At 66.1% G+C, this 19,461-nt stretch carries 18 protein-coding genes; 8 read left to right on the top strand and 10 right to left on the bottom strand.

The window, feature by feature from the left end; translation table 11 throughout:
• Window positions 1–27: 27 nt before the first annotated feature.
• Complete coding sequence (locus KV110_RS01185; RefSeq protein ID WP_218472689.1) at window positions 28–540, top strand: DUF4190 domain-containing protein; 513 nt, start codon at window positions 28–30, stop codon at window positions 538–540.
• Window positions 541–617: 77 nt separating this feature from the next.
• Here KV110_RS01185 and KV110_RS01190 read toward each other — a convergent pair whose 3' ends face one another.
• Genes KV110_RS01190 through KV110_RS01200 form a run of 3 tightly spaced genes read right to left on the bottom strand, consistent with a single transcriptional unit; the run spans window position 618 to window position 2,827 of the window.
• A complete protein-coding gene (locus KV110_RS01190; protein WP_218472690.1) occupies window positions 618–1,331 on the bottom strand; it encodes an RDD family protein in 714 nt (237 codons plus the stop codon).
• Between the two features lie 47 nt (window positions 1,332–1,378).
• Complete coding sequence (gluQRS, locus tag KV110_RS01195) at window positions 1,379–2,296, bottom strand: tRNA glutamyl-Q(34) synthetase GluQRS (RefSeq protein WP_218472691.1); 918 nt, start codon at window positions 2,294–2,296, stop codon at window positions 1,379–1,381.
• Between the two features lie 48 nt (window positions 2,297–2,344).
• Complete coding sequence (locus tag KV110_RS01200; protein ID WP_218472692.1) at window positions 2,345–2,827, bottom strand: DUF309 domain-containing protein; 483 nt, start codon at window positions 2,825–2,827, stop codon at window positions 2,345–2,347.
• 418 nt (window positions 2,828–3,245) lie between these two features.
• On the opposite strand from KV110_RS01200, the gene KV110_RS01205 reads away from it, so the two are divergent.
• Window positions 3,246–3,455 (top strand): DUF397 domain-containing protein, encoded by a 210-nt coding sequence (locus tag KV110_RS01205; protein ID WP_218472693.1) that lies wholly within the window; start codon window positions 3,246–3,248, stop codon window positions 3,453–3,455.
• A gap of 167 nt (window positions 3,456–3,622) precedes the next feature.
• Here the strand turns inward: KV110_RS01205 and qcrB are convergent, their stop codons facing one another.
• Window positions 3,623–5,278 (bottom strand): cytochrome bc1 complex cytochrome b subunit, encoded by a 1,656-nt coding sequence (gene qcrB, locus KV110_RS01210; RefSeq protein WP_218472694.1) that lies wholly within the window; start codon window positions 5,276–5,278, stop codon window positions 3,623–3,625.
• Window positions 5,279–5,694: 416 nt separating this feature from the next.
• On the opposite strand from qcrB, the gene KV110_RS01215 reads away from it, so the two are divergent.
• Window positions 5,695–7,461, top strand: coding sequence for a wax ester/triacylglycerol synthase domain-containing protein (locus KV110_RS01215; RefSeq protein ID WP_246634867.1), 1,767 nt, complete (start codon window positions 5,695–5,697; stop codon window positions 7,459–7,461).
• Between the two features lie 40 nt (window positions 7,462–7,501).
• On the opposite strand, the gene KV110_RS01220 is transcribed toward KV110_RS01215, so the two are convergent.
• The gene (locus tag KV110_RS01220) at window positions 7,502–8,143 is read right to left on the bottom strand and encodes a class I SAM-dependent methyltransferase (RefSeq protein WP_218478083.1); all 642 of its coding nucleotides are present in this window, start codon (window positions 8,141–8,143) and stop codon (window positions 7,502–7,504) included.
• A gap of 55 nt (window positions 8,144–8,198) precedes the next feature.
• Entirely contained in the window at window positions 8,199–8,681 is a 483-nt protein-coding gene (locus tag KV110_RS01225; protein ID WP_246634299.1) for a GNAT family N-acetyltransferase, read from the bottom strand.
• A 189-nt stretch (window positions 8,682–8,870) separates the two neighbouring features.
• Here KV110_RS01225 and KV110_RS01230 point away from each other — a divergent pair, with 189 nt between their 5' ends.
• The 3 genes from KV110_RS01230 (at window position 8,871) to KV110_RS01240 (ending at window position 12,462) form a co-directional block, all read left to right on the top strand.
• Window positions 8,871–9,458: a TIGR03086 family metal-binding protein gene (locus KV110_RS01230; protein ID WP_218472696.1), complete on the top strand. Its 588-nt coding sequence runs from the start codon at window positions 8,871–8,873 to the stop codon at window positions 9,456–9,458.
• A gap of 504 nt (window positions 9,459–9,962) precedes the next feature.
• Window positions 9,963–11,231, top strand: a complete 1,269-nt coding sequence (locus tag KV110_RS01235; protein WP_218472697.1) for a cytochrome P450 — start codon at window positions 9,963–9,965, stop codon at window positions 11,229–11,231.
• Between the two features lie 10 nt (window positions 11,232–11,241).
• Complete coding sequence (locus tag KV110_RS01240) at window positions 11,242–12,462, top strand: cytochrome P450 family protein (RefSeq protein ID WP_218472698.1); 1,221 nt, start codon at window positions 11,242–11,244, stop codon at window positions 12,460–12,462.
• A 16-nt stretch (window positions 12,463–12,478) separates the two neighbouring features.
• Here the strand turns inward: KV110_RS01240 and KV110_RS01245 are convergent, their stop codons facing one another.
• Entirely contained in the window at window positions 12,479–12,862 is a 384-nt protein-coding gene (locus KV110_RS01245; protein ID WP_218472699.1) for a hypothetical protein, read from the bottom strand.
• A gap of 150 nt (window positions 12,863–13,012) precedes the next feature.
• On the opposite strand from KV110_RS01245, the gene KV110_RS01250 reads away from it, so the two are divergent.
• Both KV110_RS01250 and KV110_RS41905 read left to right on the top strand, forming a co-directional pair.
• The gene (locus KV110_RS01250; protein ID WP_246634300.1) at window positions 13,013–13,681 is read left to right on the top strand and encodes a helix-turn-helix domain-containing protein; all 669 of its coding nucleotides are present in this window, start codon (window positions 13,013–13,015) and stop codon (window positions 13,679–13,681) included.
• A gap of 103 nt (window positions 13,682–13,784) precedes the next feature.
• On the top strand, window positions 13,785–15,977 hold the full coding sequence (locus tag KV110_RS41905) for a bifunctional serine/threonine-protein kinase/ABC transporter substrate-binding protein (protein WP_218472700.1): 2,193 nt from the start codon (window positions 13,785–13,787) through the stop codon (window positions 15,975–15,977).
• Here KV110_RS41905 and KV110_RS01260 read toward each other — a convergent pair.
• From KV110_RS01260 to KV110_RS01270, 3 genes are all read right to left on the bottom strand, one after another.
• A complete protein-coding gene (locus KV110_RS01260) occupies window positions 15,970–17,277 on the bottom strand; it encodes an RNA polymerase sigma factor (protein ID WP_218472701.1) in 1,308 nt (435 codons plus the stop codon). The two genes, KV110_RS41905 and KV110_RS01260, sit on opposite strands and share 8 nt — an antisense overlap.
• Window positions 17,278–17,281: 4 nt before the next feature.
• The gene (locus KV110_RS01265; RefSeq protein ID WP_218472702.1) at window positions 17,282–17,704 is read right to left on the bottom strand and encodes a YciI family protein; all 423 of its coding nucleotides are present in this window, start codon (window positions 17,702–17,704) and stop codon (window positions 17,282–17,284) included.
• 99 nt (window positions 17,705–17,803) lie between these two features.
• Window positions 17,804–19,357 carry an MFS transporter gene (locus tag KV110_RS01270; protein ID WP_246634301.1) on the bottom strand — a complete coding sequence of 518 codons (1,554 nt, stop codon included), beginning with the start codon at window positions 19,355–19,357 and terminating at the stop codon, window positions 17,804–17,806.
• Between the last annotated feature and the right edge of the window lie 104 nt (window positions 19,358–19,461).

Genomic DNA, 19,461 nt, shown 5'->3' on the forward strand with positions numbered 1-19,461 from the left:
AACCAGGTTGTGGAATACGCTGTAGCAATGACGAATCCCGGCGATTCCGACGAATGGTGGAAGCAGTACGGCGGCCAAGGCGTATCGCCGGAATCCGGTGCGCAGAGCTCGGTTCCGCAATACCCGAACGCTGACCAGCCATCGGGGTACCCGTCGGCGCCGCAGTACCCGCAGCAGCCCGCCCAGCCCATGACGCCCCCGCCGCAGCAGCAGTACCAGGGCTACCAGCAGCCACCGCAACCGTATGGGCAGCCGTATGGCTACCAGCCCAGCTATCAGCCGTACGGGATGCCGCAGCAGCAGGGCACCAACGGCATGGCCATCGGCGCGCTGATCTCCTCGCTGGCCGGGTTCGTCACCTGTGGCCTCGGGTCGATCGTCGGGATAGTCCTCGGCGTCATCGCCTTGAACCAGGTCAAACAGTCCGGCCAGGAGGGCAAGGGCATGGCCCTGGCCGGCATCTGGATCGGCGTCGGCGCGATCGTGCTCGCCGTGCTGTGGTTCCTGGTCGTGATCATCGCCGGAGTCAGCGGCGCGTAACCGGCCCAGCGCACGAAAACGTCAGGGGCGCACCCGACAACGGGTGCGCCCCTGCTCGTGTCTTCAGCCGATCGGCGTCAGGACTTTACGACCTGGGTGCCGCCGGCGAACTTGTCGTGCCAGCCTTGCTTGTTCGGGTCCTGCGAGATGGTGACCATGATGTAGATGGCGAGGACCAGCGAGACCAGTCCGCCGATACACGGGATGATGTTGGCCGCGACGAACAGATTGCGCTTGAGCGAGGTGACCGGGTCGATCTTGGCCGCGCCACCGGGGGCGAGCACCTTCAGGCCGAGCACCTTCTTGCCGAGCGTGGTGCCCTGCGAGGTCTCCATGCCGACGAAGTAGCCGAGCTGCACCAGGGTCCAGACCAGGCCGAGGCCGATGGTCAGGCCGATGCTGTTCTTGACCAGCATGTACAGGATGAAATAGGGGATCATCAGGATGAGTGCGTCGATGACGCGCGCACCGATGCGGGTGCCGAGGTCACCCGGCTGCCCACCGTAGTTGTTGAAGCCGCCCGGCTGCTGCGGGTACTGGCCGTACGGATCCTGCGGCTGCTGGCCGTACTGGGGCTGCTGACCGTACTGCGGCTGCTGGCCGTACTGCGGCGGCTGCTGGCCGTACTGGGGCTGCTGGCCGTAGGGCTGGCCGCCCTGCGGGAACTGTTGGCCGCCCTGCGGAAACTGCTGACCGCCTTGCGGATGTTGCTGGCCGCCTTGCGGGTACGGCTGCCCATACGGCTGCCCGCCCTGCGGATATTGGTTGGGGTCGTACCCACCGCTTGTCATAGTTGTTTGTCCTCGTCGAGTGATCAGTAGTTGGACGAATGCGTACGTTACGGACATCGACTGCGTTGCAACAACCCATTCCCGTCGAGTATCCACGGTTCGCGAGGCAGATGTGCCGGGTCGAAACCGTCGAGGAGCTCCGCCGACGAGCTCGCGTCGTAGCCGAGCGAGTGGGCGAGCGCCGCCACGACTTGCTCGGGCGTGTTGCCGAGCGCGCGTTGATCGGCGAGCGTCACCGCGCCGTCCCGCTTGGCGAGGCGTTTGCCTTCGCTGTTCAGCACCAGCGGAACGTGGGCGTAGTGCGGTACCGGAAGGCCGAGCAGCGTCGCGAGATACGCCTGGCGTGGAGTGGACGGCAGCAGGTCGTCGCCACGGACCACCTGGTCGACGCCCTGCGCCGCGTCGTCCACCACCACCGCGAGGTTGTAGGCCGGGATGCCGTCGCCGCGGCGCAGCACCACATCGTCCACCGGGGCGCGATAGCGGCCGTGTAGATCGTCGATGATGTCGAATTCGGTTGCCGCCGAACGTAAGCGCAACGCGGCCGGACGTCCTTCCGCCCGAAACGCGGTGCGCGCCTGATCGGTCAGGGCGCGACAGGTGCCGGGGTAGGCGCCCATCGGACCGTGTGGCGCCGTCGCCGCTTGCTGGATTTCCCTTCGGGTGCAAAAACATTCGTAGGTGAGCCCGGCGGCGGTAAGGCGCTCGATGGCGGCCTGGTAATACGGCAGTCGCTCGGATTGCCGGACCACCGGGCCGTCCCAGTCGAGTCCGATCGCGGCCAGATCGGCCAGCTGTCGTTGCTCGGCGCCCGGGCGTACCCGGTCGAGATCCTCGATCCGGAGCAGGAAGCGCCGGCCGGTGTGTCGGGCGAACGCCCACGCGAGCAGCGCCGTGCGCAGATTTCCCAGGTGCAGATCCCCGGATGGGCTCGGCGCGTACCGGCCGGCACCCGGATCAGGCATGGGCCCGGCTCGTGCGGGATGGTCTGTGCACGGTGGCCATGGTAGGTGTCAGCCGCACAACCGCGGCGCCAGGGCGGCCTGCGGGATCGGCGTCTGCGCGTCCAGGGCGTCGATGAGTGCGTTTGCGTGTGCGATCAGCCCCGTGCGGTCGATGCCGTAGGGCGCGTCCGCGTCGTCGTATCGATAGTCCGTCAGCCGGGTCACCGCCCGGGTCAGCAGGGTGCGCGCGCCCTTGCTATTACCTCGCTGGATGTGTGTGACGCCGACAGCGAGTTGAGCGAGCGCTTGCCACAGCATCCGTTCGGCGAACGGTCCGTTCTTCCACGCCGCCTCTAATACCTCGTGCGCGTTGAATGCCAAGCCGTCGTCCAGCAGTTGCTGAGCGAAGGTGAGGGTTTGCTGTGGTGGCAGGTCCAGATCGTCGGGAATTCGGGCAACTCCGACACTGCCGGGCGGCAGTGGCCGCCCCAATCTGTCACGCGGACGAGAGTTATGGGCGCGACCTGCGTCGTCGCGATCGCGGTCAACCATGATCTCCATGATGCACGGCCCCGGTGGTGTCGTCCATGGGACAGTGTCCGAAGAAAGAAATAATGACGGATCACGGAGCAATCACATCGGCCGTAAAGTTTGCGGCAGCCCGATCAGAGGAATGGTCTCTACCGGCTGGCAATGTTTCCGCAACTTTTCATCTTCGCAAACTTGGCAGTTCTGATGATTGAATAAGCAAGAGCCGGGCAAACTTTCGATAGACCTGCTAGTCTTTATCGCGCGGGGGCAACCTCGTGGGGTGTATTCACCCCGACGTACAGTGCGATAACGACGCACCGTGGAGTTGCGCGCTTCCGTTTGGCGCGCAGGGGATTCGGCGTTCCTGGCCGGGTGCCGGTGCTAGTTAGAACGATGTCAGAAGAAATCTCGTTCTCGACGCAGCAAAGGAGCTAGTGCCGTGGAGGTTGATTTGACGGATGCTGTGTGGCGCAAGAGCACATACAGCGGCCCCGATGGGAACTGTGTGGAAGTCGCCTTTCTAGTCGACGGCAAAATCGCGGTCCGTGACACCAAGGACAACGGATATGGTCCGGTGCTGGCGTTTGCCCCGGGTCAGTGGGACGCATTCCTAAGCGGAGTTGCGCAGGGGGAGTTCGGGCGCGCCTGATACCGCGGGTCACCTGAACAGGCAGTACGGGCCCCGAGTCGGCACGGACTCGGGGCCTTCGCAATATTCGGACACCGGCCGCTGGTTCCGGCGTCCGAATACTTGCCTGCGGGGATATTGCCCGCCGGACGGCTATCGGCCCACGACCGGCTCTTGGCGTCGCTCAGCTATCGAGTGGATCCGTTACCGTGTGAGCCGTTGCCGGTACCGTTGCCGCGTTCCTGGTAATCCCGCAGCACCGCGAGCTGTCGGCGCTCCTCCTCGTGGTCCATCGCGTGATTACGCTCGGACTCCTGCCACGGATCCGGCCGGAAGAAGCTGCCGGTCCCCGGCTTGCCCGCCGCGCCGAGCGTGCTCATCTTCTTCGGCACCGGCGCGCCCTGGTACTCCAGCGGGATCGGGTGGCCGTGCTCGTCGACCGGGCCGAGCGGCTGGTGGATCTCGATGTACTCGCCGTGCGGCAGCCGCTTGACCACGCCGGTCTCGACGCCGTGCTCCAGCACCGCCCGGTCGCTGCGCTGCAAGCCGAGACAGATCCGGTAGGCGGTGAAGTAGGCCAGCGGCGGGACGATCAGGATGCCGATCCGCCCGATCCAGGTAGTCGCGTTCAACGAGATGTCGAACTTGTAGGCGACGATGTCGTTCACGCAGGACAGGGTGAGCACGACGTAGAAGGAGATCGCCATCGCGCCGATCGCGGTGCGCACCGGCACGTCGCGCGGTCGCTGCAGCAGATTGTGGTGTGCGACGTCGCCGGTCAGACGTTTCTCGATCCACGGATACGTGATCAGCAGCGCGAACACCAAGCCCATGATCAGCGCGCCCCACACCGGGGCAGGCACTGTATATCGGCCCAGATACAGCTCCCAGGGCGGGATGAGGCGCATCATGCCGTCGGTCCACATCATGTAGAAGTCCGGCTGCGAACCCGCGGAGATCTGCGAGGGGTTGTACGGACCCATATTCCAGATCGGGTTGATCTGCAGCAGTCCGCTCATGATCGCGACGATCCCCAGCGTGAACGCGAAGAACGCGCCCTGATCCAGCGAGAACACCGGCACGATGCGGGCGCCGACCACGTTCTTCTCGGTGCGGCCCGGTCCAGGGAATTGCGTGTGCTTCTGATACCAGACCAGGGCAACGTGGGCGGCGATCAGCGCCAGCATGATGCCGGGGAACAGCAGCACATGCGCGATGAAAAGCCGCGGAATGATGATGGTGCCCGGATAGTCGCCGCCGAACATCAGCCAGTGCAGCCAGGTGCCGATGATCGGCATGCCGAGCGTGATGGACGAGAACGCCGCCCGAAGCCCGGTGCCGGAGAGCAGATCGTCGGGCAGCGAGTAGCCGAAGTAGCCCTCGAACATGGCCAGGATCAGCAGGATCGCGCCGATCACCCAGTTCGCCTCGCGCGGCTTGCGGAACGCGCCGGTGAAGAAGACGCGGAACAGGTGCACGATGATCGACGCCGCGAAAAGCAGTGCCGCCCAGTGGTGTACCTGCCGCACGAACAGCCCGCCGCGCACCTCGAACGAGATGTTCAACGACGACTCGTAGGCCCGCGACATCGTCACGCCGCGCAACGGCTGGTAGGAGCCGTTGTAGACCACCTCGGCCATCGATGGGTCGAAGTACAAGGTCAGATACACACCGGACAGCAGCAGGATGATGAAGCTGTACAGCGCGATCTCGCCGAGCAGGAACGACCAGTGCGTCGGAAAGACCTTGTTGATCGACCGCTTGAGAAAGTTGGCGGCCTGATATCGCTCATCGGCGGCGTTCGCCTGCGCGCTGACCTTACGACCGAGTTGAGTTGCTGCCATGGTCGACACCCGCCCCTGGAGAGTGGAATGCGTTCTACTACAGACGGTAGCAGGAGGCACGGCCGGAATCGATAGGTTTCGTCCGATCACCCTGCGAATCAAGATCATTCAGCCCCGCCGACCAGCCCACTACCTCCAGGCACCGAACGGAACGTGACGGTGGACCGTCTCGCTGTTTGGCGCAACCATGCCCCGCTCGCCACCGAACCCACCGGGTTCTGTGCCTCGAGTGAGGCATGACGGCGGGGCGTCTCGGCGTTTGTCGCTGTGTGGTCCCATTCGACGGTGTCTGCTGTTGGCGAGCCATGGGAGGTGTCGAGTTGGGCTGATGGGGGAGTCTCGCCGGTGCCTGGCGCGGTGTGCAGTGGTGGCGGGTCGGGTTCGGGCGCGTTCGATACTGTCGAGTGGTGAGGTCGATGGCGGCGCAGGACGCGACGATGTACTGGTTGTCGGCGCGCACCCGCAACGATCTGTTCCTGCTGTATTGCTTCGCCGACACCGGTCGCCCGTCGGCGGAACTGCGCGCCTTTGTCGCCGAACGCAGCGCGTGTATCCCCGACCTGCGGGTCCGGCTGCGCAGCGTGCCGGGTGACCTCGACTATCCATCGTGGGTGCCGTGCGAATTCACGGCCGACCAGTTCGTCGAACATATACTGCCGGAACCGGATTGGGCGCATCTGGAGGCGGCGGTCGGCGCGGTGGTTGGTACCGGGGTGGATGCGGCGGTGCGGCCGTGGCGGGTGCATGTGTTCCGAGGCGTCATCGGTGCACCCGGACTAGATGATCCTGCGCTCGTAGTAGTTCTGCAGATGTCGCACGCACTCGCCGATGGACGCCGAGCCGCCGAGATCGCACGCGCGCTGTTCAGTACGGACGTTCAGCAGGACGAACTCAGCAATTGGGCTGTGGTGCGCGTGCCTGCCGATACGGAGGCCACCCCTGCTGCGCTCGTCTCCTCACTGGTGACGACGGCGCGATCGGTCACTGCGGCGGTCGTACGGAGACCGACTGCCGCGCTGGTGGATTCGGTGAGCCGCGTGTTGCGTGTTCCGGTCGGCGTGGTGAAGGAGTCAGCACCGACTGCCGCGCTGGCAGATTCGGTGAGCCGCGTACTGCGCGCTCCGGTCGGCTTGGTGAAGGCAGCACCGGTAGATGCCGCGCTGGCTGTGCCGCGAATGCCGATCCAGCTGGCCCGTACGGTAGTTCGCGGCTATCAAGCCTTCCGGGCGCAACAGCGGCTCGCCGAACTCACCGCGACGGGACAGCTGCCGCCACCTGGACCTGACTTTCCGCCCAGCCTTATCAATCACGTTCGTGACGAGAACGCCTCGGCTTCGCAGGAGCTCGCCGGATCCGCTGCGGCGCGTCCGCTGCCTACTCTTCCGCGCGGCGTTGACGATCCAGTTGCCGTAGAAAACGCTTCGGCCCACCAGGAGCCCGTCCGATCCGCTCCGCCAGGACGTCAGCCGTCCCCTGCGGGCAATCTTCCGCCTGGCCAGGCTGCTAGGGCAGCGACGGAAGCCGTTGCGGCACATCAGGTGCGAATGATCGTGTGCGACGCGGCAACACTGCGTGTCCCCGGTTGCACGGTAACCGTCATCGTGTTGACCGCCGTGTCGGTCGCGCTCGCGCGCTACCTCGAAACTCGCGGTGATCCGGTCGAGCGGCTCGGCGCCCAGGTGCCCATGGCGCTGTCCGGCACCGCGATGGCCAACGCCCGCAACAACTATCGCAGCCTCAGCGTCGACCTCTTCATCGATGAGCCCGATCTTCGTCGCCGCGCCGACAAGATCACCGGAGCCTTGACCGACCGTCGCCTGCGCGCACAGCACCCCTTGTTGGTGGCACAGGACCGCGTCACCGCCGTCGTACCCGCTCCACTACTCCGGCGCGACATCGCCCGCTATCCACTCGACATCGTCCCTGATTCCATTGCCGGTCACACCGTTGTCTCCAGCGTGCACCGGGGCCCCGCGGACCTCACCTTCGGCGGTGGGCAGGTCCGCTTCACCGGCGGTTTCCCGGCGATCGGGTCGGTCATGCAGTTGACCCATGGCGTCCACGGACTCGGTGAGACCGTCACGATCTCCCTGCACGCCGACAGCGCCACAGTCCCGGACATCGATGTCTACGCCCGCCTGTTGCGCACCGCGTTGGACGAAGCGGTGGGGGACTTGAAGTGATTGCTCTACTGGCGAACTCGAGCCCTGCGCGGCAAGCAGACTAGCTGTCGGCGGGTTTGCGCCACACCAGTGAGTAGCGCCAGTACACCAGCCGTCGCACCCGTACCCCCGGCAGTATCGCGGCTGCCTGCTGCCGCACCTGGCGCGTTGTCAGCGGCGGATCGAGGACGACCGGCATCGCTTGATGGCTCGCCTCGTGGGCAAACCAGCTTCCCCGACCGACCTTCCGCAGAACAGCGAACACCACCCCGAGAACCCGGTGGCCGATCGCCGCCAAAAGCTCCACCGGGAGTTCCCGGCCGAGATCAGCCCGCGGTAGTGCGACGGCAGCGAGGACACCGCCAGGCCGCAAGGCCTCGGCCAACACCGGCAACACCTCGTCGAGCGGCATATGGTGCAGCGTGCTGATCGACACGATCGCGTCATAGGCCCCTGCGGGCAGCGGCTCTTCCAGCACGTCCCCCAGCATGCAGGTGACATTGCCGGGCGTTCCCTGCTTCGCCGCATCGATCATCGCCGGAGACCGATCGATGGCGTCGACCTGTCCGGCATGCCGCGCCAGTTCGACCGCGAACGCACCAGCCCCGCATCCCACGTCGAGTACCCGCGAGCACGGACTCGGCAGCTGACGCACGAGAAAGCGGTGGTAGAAGCTGTTGTGGTTCCAGTCGAATACGCCCATCAAGAACCCACTCTGCCACAGCTTTTCGGACCATCGGGCGATGATCGAGCCCGGACTAGTCGAGCTCGAGAGTCGCCGTGACAGTGTCGCCGCTGACCGTCGCCGCCGCACCGAGCAACCTGCGCGCAGCCGAATTACCGACCGTGGTGACCGCAACGACCCGCCGCGCACCGATCTCGGCGGCGACTATCCGCAGCTGCTCGGCAACAACCCGGCCGACACCACGCCCGCGATACGAGCGCCCGATCCAGACCCCCGCCTCGAACCCGTCATCGCCCGGCTGCAACCGGGCCGCTCCGACAACGTGCCCGGCCACCGCGATCACATACGTGTATTCCACCGGCTGTCCCGGCCGCAGCCCGCGTCCGCGATGAAAGTCGAGAAACGCTTGCCGCCGCTTCGCATTCCACCCTGCCTCACCAGCCACCGGTGGCATCACCTCCAGCGGATCCGCGTCGGAAACGGCCGCCTCGAGCAGCAGCTCGAGATTGTGCTCCGTAAGCGGCTCGAGCCCGATCGGCTCTGTATTCCTTTGCACAACACCGAGCCTCCCGGACCATGTACGGCCTGGTCAACGCAATTTCGCGAGCGTCGGAGCCGGGCGCGACGTGCCACTGCTTCCATCCCCTAAGGCCGAAAGCCGATGAGTTTCGGCTGTCCCGATCGTCTGCACCATCGAGAGACGTGTGCAACGCCTGCAAGCGTGCCCGACCGAAGAGGGATCGCCATGATCGACTTGAAGCCCGCCTGCGAGACCATGATCTACCTGCTGACCGGCACCTCCGACGACCAGCTCACCCGTCCGACGCCCTGCGCCGAGTACACGGTTGCCGACCTCATCGACCACATCGACGAGGTGGCCCAAGGATTTGCGGCGATCGCGCGCAAGGACACCGGCGAGCCGGACGGCACCGTCGCCGAAGCCACCCCGGAACACAGTGCCGAGGGGCGTCGCTTGATCGCCGCTCGCGTGCGGACCCTCGGCCAGGCCTGGGACGACCAGGCCGCCTGGCATGGCGACACCGCGCTGACCGCGGACGTGGTGCTAACAAACGAGACGTGGGGCAAAATCGCCCTGACCGAGATGGTGGTGCACGGCTGGGATCTCGCCGTGGCCACGGACCGATCCTGCACCCTGCCCGCCGCGACATTGCGTGCCTGCCTCGCCCATGTCATCGAATTCATCCCGAACGCACCCGTCCCGGAACTGTGGGGTTCCGCGGTCGAAACATCCGATGATGCCGGACTGATCGAACGGATCGTCGCTGTCACCGGTCGCAATCCACGGTGGGCCGACGCCGCTATCCGAGGGTGAACTTTATTTAACAACGGATACCCCTACGGCTCAACTATTTCGGTTGACGCCGGTTCCGTATCGCGTCGTGGCAGCCGAGGCGCGGCCTCGATAAGCCGCTGACCACTGAGGCGAGTCGGCGAACCATTTCGCCCTGGGTGAACGGCACGATACAACTGTTTATTACCTGACAGCTCAACATATTTCCGAGTCGTTTCGGCGAACGACAACCTCTTGTCACATTGCCTTGGACCGTGTGGCAATGCTGCTAACGTGAGTTAGCTGCCAAGTTCCAGGCGCCTGGCAGGCTCGCCGGGTTCGGCCGGTGCTCAGCGGCCGAAATAGGGGGTCTTGCAGGAACTATGAGGTGGAGACGGTGAATCTGCGGCTGCCACAAAGTGTTCCGACACTCGACGGATACCTCGCGACTGTGATCACCTATGGTCGATTGGAGTTTGCTACACCTCCGACCTTTCCTGACGCACGTGACCGAGCAACGTGCCCGCACCGTCTGGAGTCAAGTCTTTGACCACGCCACAATTCGCCGCATCCGACACCACCGCGCCCGGGGTCTGCCCCGTGCAGCACGGATCGCCCATCGATACCGATGGCCCCCGGGTGCTCCTGCACACTCCGGAGTTCGCCGCCGATCCGCATCGCGCCTACGCCGAGATGCGCCGTCAGTACGGCTCGTTGGTGCCGATCGAGGTGGCCCCCGGCGTGCCGGCCACGCTGGTGGTGGGATATCAGGCCGCGTTGCGAATCCTCAACGATCCTGAGCACTTTCCGGCCGATCCGCGCACCTGGCAGCAGAGCATTCCGGATGACTCTCCCATCAAGCCGATGATGGAGTGGTATCCGAACGCACTGCGCAATAGCGGCGCGGCCCATGCGCGCTATCGCCAGGCCTACACCGCCGCCATCGACGGAATCGACTTGCACGCCCTGCATTCCACCGTTGAAAAGATCGCCGTCCCGCTGATCAACACCTTCAGCGAGGCGGGCTCGGCGGATCTGGTGACCCAGTACGCGTTTCCGCTCATCTTCGATGTCCTCAACCAAATGGTCGGCTGCCCACCGGAACTGGGCCAGCGCGTGGCGACCGGTATGGCCGCGCTGTTCGATACGGTCAACGCCGCCGAAGGCATGCAAATGCTCAGTGCGGCGCTGATGGAGCTGATCCACCTCCGGCGCGCGGAGCCAGGTGACGACGTCACCTCGCGGCTGGCGCATCATCCCGCCGGTCTCGACGACACGGAGATGCTCTGCCAGCTGATCAGTTTCTACGGCGCGGGACTCGAACCGCAGCAGAACCTGATCATCAACACCCTGTTGCTGATGGTGACCGACGATCGGTTCGGCGGCGATGTCCTCGGCGGCAGTCTGTCGACCCGGGACGCACTCGACGAGGTGCTGTTCAACGACCCGCCGATGGCGAACTTCTGCACGTCCTACCCGCGGCAGCCGATTCTGATCGACAACAACTGGCTGCCGGCCCACCAGCCGGTCCTGATCAGTCTCGCGGGTTGCAACAACGACCCTGAGATCCGCGGCGGGGACCGCGCCGGGAACCGCTCGCACCTGGCCTGGGCGGCCGGGCCGCATGCCTGCCCGGCCAAGTCCGTTGCCTACCTGATCGTGCAGGACGCCATCGACCAGTTGCTCGACGCCATCCCGGAGTTGGAACTTGCCGTGCCCGCCGACGAATTGGTCTGGCGGCCAGGTCCTTTCCACCGCGCCGTCGCGTCACTGCCGGTCGTCTTCCCCAAGTCCCCTCCGTTGAACATGATGTAAGGAGCGTCCGATGGAGCATGAAGCGATAGTTCTTGACCCGACCGGTGCCGACATCCAAGGCGAGTCCGCGCGGATCCGTGCGCGCGGGCCCGTCGCGCTGGTGGAATTGCCCGCCGGTGTGCCTGCCTGGTCGGTGACCGACGCCGCCGTGCTCAAGAGCCTGCTTGCCGACCCGCGCGTCTCGAAAGACGCTCGGCAGCACTGGGCTTCGTTCATCAACGGCGAGATCACCGAAGCTTGGCCGTTGCACCCCTGGGTCGCGGTGGACAACATGTTCACCGCCTATGGCTCGGACCATCGCCGACTGCGGAAACTGGTCTCGCCCGCGTTCACCCACCGCCGCACCGCGGCGCTGCGCCCGCGCATCGCGACGATCACCGAAGAGCTGCTGACGGCGCTGGCCAGCACGCCGCCGGACGAATCAGTCGACCTGCGTGAACGATTCGCGTATCCGGTGCCGATCAAGGTGTTCACCGAGATGATGGGGGTGCCGGAACACCTCGGTCCGGGTCTGCACAAATGTGTCGACGGGTTCTTCGACACCTCGTTCACCCCCGAACAGTCCCAGGCCAATTACATCGAGATGTACGGGCTGGTCTGCGAACTCGTCGCCTACCGCCGAGAGACCCCCGGCGACGACGTCACCAGCGTGTTGATCGCCACCCGCGACGAGGACGACGGTTCGCAGCTGGTCGAGAAGGAGCTCGTCGACACCCTGATGCTGGTGATCAATGCCGGGCACGAGACCACGGTCAACCTGCTCGATCAGGCGATCTACGCGCTACTGACCCATCCCGAGCAGCGCGCCGATGTCGTCGAGGGCCGAGTGCCGTGGTCCGACGTGGTGGAGGAAACGCTGCGTTACGAGGCGCCGATCGCGCATCTGCCGTTGCGCTACGCCGTCGAAGACATCGAAATCGGTGACATCCGAATTCCGAAGGGGGACGCCATCCTTGCCTCCTACGCCGGTGCCGGACGCGACCCGAAGGTGCACGGCACGACGGCCGACCAATTCGACATACACCGCACCAACAAAGAACACCTGTCCTTCGGCCACGGCGCGCACTTCTGCATCGGCGCCCCGCTCGCCCGGCTCGAGGCGGCGATCGCCCTGCCCGCCCTCTTCGCACGCTTCCCGAACATCAGGCTGGCCGTGGATCCGGCCGAACTGGCCCCCGTTGGCAGCTTCGTCTCCAACGGCCACCGGCAGCTGCCGGTGTTCCTCCAGTAGGCAAAGTAGGTGAGCTCTATTCGCTGACGGTCAAGACCGCGACAACGCTCGCGAGGGCGACGAGCAGGCAAATATCCAGGCGGGCAACGCGTTTGGTCTGCTCGTTCAACTCGCGGAAATCGATGATGAACGCGAGAGCGACAAAGGTGCTCAGGCTCAGCACGGCCGCGCCGATGGCGGCCGCGCGGATCGTGGTGAGGAAGGCGCCCACGATGACCCACGCACCGATCAGCCCAAGCACCAGCGCGCGATGTCGCAGCAGCAGCTCGAGGTCGCGGTTGCCGAGTTCGGTGCCGTAGGCCGCGGCCGCACGGCCGGGTGCGAAGGCGACGACGCCGGGGAGCAGGTGGATCACCCCGATCAGCACCAGTGCCGCTTGCGCGAGATATTCGAATCGCATACTCGTCTGCCTTTCATTGGTCGTGCAAGCATGGCGAGTATGGGCAGTAGGGCACTTCCAGAAACGCGCTGTCTCGCGACCGTCTGGCTGTGGCCGGGCCACGCCGTTTATCGGGGGCCCTCTTTGCGGCTCGACGCGCACCGCGGTTCGGTGCATTGTCTGGCGGTCGGACTGGATGCACCGTTCACGCTGCGTGCCGACGGGTTGGCGGAAACGGTTCGTACCGCGTTGATTCCGCCGCGCACGATCCATCGCGTGGTCGCCCACGGTGCGCAGATGCTGTTCTGCTATATCGATCCCAGCTCGCCGCGGGCGAAAACCTGCTGGGACCGGATGACCGATCGATCCGGCGGATTCGGACTGACACACTGCGCCGAAAATGACCTGATAACCCTGGCCGGGCAGGCGGAATTCGATCCCGTCGCCGCGGTCGGCTTGGCCTGTGGTTCCGGCGTGCCGACCATCGACGGCAGGATCGCGGCCGCGGCGGCGACGCTGCGAGCCCACCCGGCCAGACCCAACACGGCTGCCGAGCTGGCCGCCGAAGCACATCTGTCGACCTCACGGTTCCTGCACCTGTTCGCCCGCCAGGCCGGTACCAGCTTCCGCCGATACCGGATGTGGGCTCGCATGCTCAGCGTCGGTCGAGCCGTCGCCGAGGGCGCGAATTTTACGACGGCGGCCGCGGACGCCGGTTTCGCCAGCCCTTCGCATTTCAGCGACACCTTCCACGCCATGTGTGGACTCACCCCGAGCGGACTGCTCGGCGCGGGCGCCCAACTCGTCGTTCTCGACGCACCGGAGGCGCGCGGCCGGTGAGGCGGCAGCCGAATCGGCTGTGTGGCCGGAGATCTCGAAGCTAGTATTGGCCTCAGCTGACGATCGGTGTCCGGTTCCGGGACTCGAAGTCTGAGGGGACTGGATGCTGCGCGCTGGTGAGGTATTCGCCGGATATGTGATCAAGCGTCAGCTGGGTCGCGGCGGTATGGGGGCGGTGTACCTGGCACGGCATCCGCGGTTGCCCCGGCTGACCGCCTTGAAGCTGCTCGACCCGGAGTTGTATTCCGACAGCGAGATTCGGGCCCGGTTCGAGCGCGAGGCGGATCTGGTCGCGCGGCTGGACCACCCGAACATCGTGACGGTGTACGACCGCGGTGTCGAAGAGGGCGTGCTGTGGATCTCGATGCAGTACGTCGACGGCATCGACGCCGCGCATGTCGACCCGCGGACCTTGCCGCCGGAGCGGGCGGTAGAGATCGTCACCGAGACGGCGAAAGCGCTCGACTACGCGCACGCCGCCGGCACGCTGCACCGTGACGTGAAACCGGCCAACATCATGCTGGCCCGGGCCGCCACCGGACAGGGCGAACGGGTTCTGTTGACGGACTTCGGAATTGCCCGATTGCGCGACGACTCACTACACCTCACGCAAACCGGTTCGTTCACCGCCACCCTGGCGTACGCGTCGCCGGAACAACTGTCCGTCGCGCCGCTCGACCAGCGATCCGACCAGTACTCGCTGGCCTGCAGCCTGTTCTGGCTGCTGACGGGTTCGTCGCCGTTCGCGGCGGACAATCCGGCCGCGATGATCGCGGGCCACCTGCAGCATCCGCCGCCGCCGGCGAGCGCCCGCAGACCCGAGTTGCCGGCCGCCATGGACTCGGTGCTGGCGAAGGCGCTGGCCAAGCGACCCGACGACCGGTTCGGGTCGTGTACGGAACTTGCCGCTGCGGCGTGGCAGGCGTTGGCGGTGCCGTCTCCGCAATCCTGGGTCGCGCCGACGCAACAGCCCGAGCTCGCATCGGGGCCGCAGCAGTTGGTCCGACGCCCGCCGAACCGGTCTGTGCGCTTCGCCGCGATCGGCGGATCGGCGCTGGTCGTCGTGCTGGCGATCGTGGCAGGAGTCCTGTGGGCGACCTCCGATCCCGCATCTCCAGGGAAAAGCGACTCCCGATCCGGGCCCATCGCGCAGCAGCCGATCGATTGGTCCGGTGCCGTCGCGCCGGCGACCACGGGCTGGCCCGCGCTGTTCCAACCGCTGGTGCAGATCGACGCCGACGGCAAAGAGGTGGCCAGGCCGAGCACCGCGGCCAGTCCGGCAGGGGATGGCAAAGCCACGTGCGAGCCGATGACCATCGCCACGACCGCACTGCTCACCGGACCGAATGCGGGGTCCGGCCGCAGCGCTCCCGGTGCCGTGCGGCTGGCCGTCGACCAGTTCACCAAGGCGAACCCTGGTTGCCGGGTCACCGTGAAGGAGTTCGACGTCGGCGGGTTTCCGCAGACAGCCGCCGAGGTGGCTCGCCAGATCGTGAGCGATCCGTCGATCGTGGCACTGATCGGCCCAGTGCATTCCCCCGAAATCCGGGCCAGTGGCGGGTTTTTCAGCGAAGCCGGGCTGCCGTTCCTGTCGCCGGGCAGCACGCCCGCGGATCTGACCAGCGGTGGCTGGAGCGGCTTGTTCCGCGGCCTGGCCACCGACGATGTCTATCGCCGTGCCGTGGCGAAGTACCTGGTCGAGACCGCGGGCTTCGACAAGATCTGCGTCGTCCGCGATGACTCCGGCTTCGGCAAGGGGATGGCGCACGACATCGTCGCAGTCCTCGGCACCGTGGCCGACCCGGCCTGCCGGGCGGAGGTCAAGCAGGGCGACCGTGACTTCAGCGCAGTAGTGAGCAAGATTGCCGCCGCCGCGCCGGATGCGATTTTCTATTCCGGCTACAGCGCCGAAGCAGCCGTATTCACCCAGCAATTGAAACAAGCGGGCGTCACCGCTCCCTTCGTCACCACCGAAGGCGCCCTCAACGTGGATTTCTTTACCCAGTCGGGGAATTCGGCCCAAGGTGCACTTCTGTCGTGCCGATGCGGGCCGGTCGCCGGAAAGTTCTACCTCGACTTCCAAGCCCTGAACGGCCAAGGCGCAGGCTGGAACTCGGTGGAAGCCTACGACCTCACCACGATCGCGCTGAACGGCATCGCATCCGGTCACCGCACCCGCGCGGACCTACTGGATTACCTGCGCAAATATGAAGGCAACGGCCTCGCGCGCACGTACCGGTGGTCGGCCACCGGCGAATTGGCGAACCCGGGAATCTGGATCTACAAGGTCAGCTAGCCGGTGGCGGTAGGGCCGCCATCTTCCGCAGCAAGAGTGTTCGTTCTCGGGCGTTCGCGGTGAGCTCGATGGCTGCTTCGAAGGCCGCCCGTGCCTGCTCGTGCTTGCCGAGTTGCGTGAGTAGTTCGCCGCGTGTCGCTTGCAGGAGATGGTATTTCGCGAGTTGGCCGCCTGCGACGAGATCGTCGACGATGCGTAGCGCCTTGGCCGGTCCCGTTGCCATGGCCACCGCCGCGGCCCGGTTGAGCTCGACGACCGGCGAGGGGGTGAGGCGGCCGAGCGCTTCGTAGAGCAGCACTATGCGTTCCCAGTCGGTGTCGTCGACCGATGCCGCGACCGCGTGGCATTCGGCGATCGCCGCCTGTAGCCCGTAGGCGGCCCGTCCTCGCCCGAGTGCGTCGCCACGTTCGAGTGCGGCACGCCCGCGCGCGATGCGGCCGCGATCCCAGCGTCGACGATCCTGGTCGGCGAGTAGCACGGGATCGCCGTTCTCGTCGAGCCGCGCCGGAAATCTCGCCGCCGTGAGCTCCATGAGACCGACCAGGCCGTGTACTTCGGGCTCGTGCGGCATGAGCTCGGCGAGGATGCGGCCGAGCCGCAGCGATTCCCGGGTGAGTTCCGGCCGCATCCACTGCTCGCCGCTGCTGGCCGCGTAGCCCTCGTTGAAGATCAGGTACACCACCCCGAGCACGGCGGCGAGCCGTTCGCAGAAGTCCGGACGTTCCGGCACCTCGAAGGGCACTTTGGCCGCGGCGAGCGTCTTCTTCGCGCGGACAATGCGTTGCTGCACGGTGGCGGTGGACACGAGGCAGGCCCGCGCGATTTCCTCGCTCGACAGCCCGCCGACCACCCGCAGCGTCAGCGCGACCTGCGCCTCGCGGGAGAGCACCGGATGGCACGAGATGAACACCAGCCGGAGCACATCGTCGTCGATCCGGTCGGGGTCCCACGGCGGCTCGGCCGCGGCGCCGATCGCGGCCGCCTCCTCGGCGGCGAGGTCGCGGACGATCGCCGCGAGCCGCTCATCGAAGCGTTCCCGCCGTCGCCAGCTGTCGATCGCTTTGCGTTTCGCGACCGTGGTGAGCCAAGCTCCCGGATTCCGCGGGATTCCCGTCTCCGGCCACTGCGCGAGCGCGTCGACAAGTGCTTCCTGCGCGAGGTCCTCGGCGATCCCGAAGTCGCCCACCGCGCGAGTCAGCGTCGCGATGAGGCGGGCCGACTCGATCCGCCAGACCGCCGCGACAGAACGACGCACCGACTCCACCGGGTCCGGGCGACGCACTGCCGCGGCATCAGTCATTCGGTCAGGCATTCCGCCGTTCGAGCTCCTCGCGCCAGCCGGCTTCCTTCTGGATCCATTCGTTGTCCTGCGGGAAATCTGCCATCTCGGCCACCCGGCGGACCTCGATCTTCGAACCCGGTCCGAGGGGAACCCGCTTCGCCCACTCGACCGCTTCCTCCTTCGAGGCGACCTCGATGATCCAGAAGCCGCCGAACAGCTCCTTCGTCTCGCCGTATGGGCCGTCGGTGACCAGCGGCGGTGCCGCGGCGAAATCGACGACGAAACCCTGGTCCGGCTCGGTCAGCCCTTCCCCGGCGAGCAGGACGCCCGCCTTCATCAGTTCCTCGTTGTACTTGCCCATGGCCTCGATGACCTGCTCGAACGGGATTTCCTTCGCGGCTTCGACAGCTTCGTCGGTGTCCCGCATGATCAGCATGTATTTCATCGGTTCGCTCCTTCGGTGGCGGGTCGCGATTCGACCCTCTCACTCCAGACGTCGAACGAAAAGCTTCCGGATCGACAAGGCCGTGGCGGTTGTTCCGACTCATTCGCCGGAGCGGGGCAGCGCGGGTTCGGAGATGTCGTCATCGGTGCGTACGTGCCGCAGCAAGCCGACGGCCGCGATCGTGAGCAGAGCGGCGACCGCGGCGCAGCTGAGAGCAACGGTGTTGAGGCCGTGTGTGAACGCTTCGCGGGCCGACACCAGCAGCGCGTCACCGAGTTGCCCAGGTAGGACCGCGGCGTGGGCACCGGCGAGTGAGTCGGTCGCCGCGTCCGGAATCCCGGCCGGACCGGTACGCGCGACATCGGTGCGGTAAACCGTGGTGCCGATGACGCCGAGGATGGCGACGCCCGCGGCAACGCCGAACTCCATGCTCGCCTCCGACATTGCCGCCGCGGAGCCCGCCTTCTCCGGCGGTGCCGTCCCGATGACCAGGTCGGTGCCGAGCACCATCAGCGGGCTCGTACCGATATAGACCAGAATGAAACCCGCCACCAGCGTCGGTAGCGCCGAAGTGAAGGCGAGCACCAGGTAGCCGACCGTGGTGACGGCCAGCGCGGCCCCGACGAGGTATCCGGGCTCGACCTTGCGGGCAATGACCGGCGTCAGCACGGAAGCGACGATCAACGCGAATGCCGAAGGCAGCAGCCACAATCCGGCCGCCAATGCGGACAACCCGTGGACCAGTTGCAGGTATTGGGTGATGAACAGGTAGATCCCGCCGACCAGGCCCAGGCTCAGCAGCAGAATCAGCAGTGCCGCACAGAACGACCGGCTGCCGAACATGCGCAGGTCCAGGAGCGGGTCGGCGAGTTCTCGTTGCCTGCGGACGAATATCCAGCCGAGTCCGCCGCCGACCACGATCGCCGCCACCGACCCCGCCGACAGACCGGTTTCGGCAAACTTCTTGATGCCGTAGATGACCGGCAGGATGGCGCCGAGCGACAGCGCGACGCTCAACAGGTCGACACTGCCCGCCGCGCTGTCCCGATATTCCGGCAGCAGCACCGGCGCGGTTACCAACAGCAGCACCATGACCGGCACGCCGAGCAGGAAAACCGAACCCCACCAGAATGATTCGAGCATCACCCCGCCGACGATCGGCCCGACCGCTATCCCCGCCGACATGCAGGTGGCCCACACCCCGATGGCCAGCCCGCGCTGCCTGGCGTCCCGAAACATGTTGCTGATCAAGGCCAGTGTCGACGGCATCAGGGTGGCACCCGCGATGCCGAGCACCGCGCGGGCGGCAATCAGCAGTAGGGGACTGGTCGCGAAGGCGGCGAGTACCGAGGCAGCGCCGAACGCGGTCGCTCCCAGCATCAGCAACTTGCGCCGCCCGATGCGGTCACCGACAGTGCCCATCGTGATCAGGAATCCAGCGATCATGAAGCCGTAGATGTCGGCGATCCACAGCTGCTCGACGCCGGTCGGCCGCAGATCCGCGGTCAGTTGCGGCAGGGCCAGATAGAGCACGGTGACGTCCATGGCCAGCAGCAAGGTGGGCAGGGCGAGGACGGCGAGACCGATCCATTGGCGTGGACCGGCGGACCCGGGCTGTATCCGGGTGTCGTGCATTGATTCTCGATCGGTCATGTCGGCTACGCTAAAGTCTCACATTTATGTGAGAGTCAAGTGTGATCTCGCGGCGATCGGACAACTGGCGTTCACCTCGTGTGCACGAGGTGGTTGACATCGTT

The sequence above is a fragment of the Nocardia iowensis genome, assembly GCF_019222765.1.
Lineage (GTDB): Bacteria > Actinomycetota > Actinomycetes > Mycobacteriales > Mycobacteriaceae > Nocardia > Nocardia iowensis.

What these genes read in the sequence shown, in the direction of transcription:
- KV110_RS01185 (WP_218472689.1), top strand. Translation starts at nt 28, where the DNA reads ATGACGAATCCCGGCGATTCCGACGAATGGTGGAAGCAGTACGGCGGC.
- KV110_RS01190 (WP_218472690.1), bottom strand. Translation starts at nt 1,331, where the DNA reads ATGACAAGCGGTGGGTACGACCCCAACCAATATCCGCAGGGCGGGCAG.
- gluQRS (WP_218472691.1), bottom strand. Translation starts at nt 2,296, where the DNA reads ATGCCTGATCCGGGTGCCGGCCGGTACGCGCCGAGCCCATCCGGGGAT.
- KV110_RS01200 (WP_218472692.1), bottom strand. Translation starts at nt 2,827, where the DNA reads ATGGTTGACCGCGATCGCGACGACGCAGGTCGCGCCCATAACTCTCGT.
- qcrB (WP_218472694.1), bottom strand. Translation starts at nt 5,278, where the DNA reads ATGGCAGCAACTCAACTCGGTCGTAAGGTCAGCGCGCAGGCGAACGCC.
- KV110_RS01215 (WP_246634867.1), top strand. Translation starts at nt 5,695, where the DNA reads ATGGCGGCGCAGGACGCGACGATGTACTGGTTGTCGGCGCGCACCCGC.
- KV110_RS01220 (WP_218478083.1), bottom strand. Translation starts at nt 8,143, where the DNA reads ATGGGCGTATTCGACTGGAACCACAACAGCTTCTACCACCGCTTTCTC.
- KV110_RS01230 (WP_218472696.1), top strand. Translation starts at nt 8,871, where the DNA reads ATGATCGACTTGAAGCCCGCCTGCGAGACCATGATCTACCTGCTGACC.
- KV110_RS01240 (WP_218472698.1), top strand. Translation starts at nt 11,242, where the DNA reads ATGGAGCATGAAGCGATAGTTCTTGACCCGACCGGTGCCGACATCCAA.
- KV110_RS01245 (WP_218472699.1), bottom strand. Translation starts at nt 12,862, where the DNA reads ATGCGATTCGAATATCTCGCGCAAGCGGCACTGGTGCTGATCGGGGTG.
- KV110_RS41905 (WP_218472700.1), top strand. Translation starts at nt 13,785, where the DNA reads ATGCTGCGCGCTGGTGAGGTATTCGCCGGATATGTGATCAAGCGTCAG.
- KV110_RS01260 (WP_218472701.1), bottom strand. Translation starts at nt 17,277, where the DNA reads ATGACTGATGCCGCGGCAGTGCGTCGCCCGGACCCGGTGGAGTCGGTG.
- KV110_RS01265 (WP_218472702.1), bottom strand. Translation starts at nt 17,704, where the DNA reads ATGAAATACATGCTGATCATGCGGGACACCGACGAAGCTGTCGAAGCC.
- KV110_RS01270 (WP_246634301.1), bottom strand. Translation starts at nt 19,357, where the DNA reads ATGACCGATCGAGAATCAATGCACGACACCCGGATACAGCCCGGGTCC.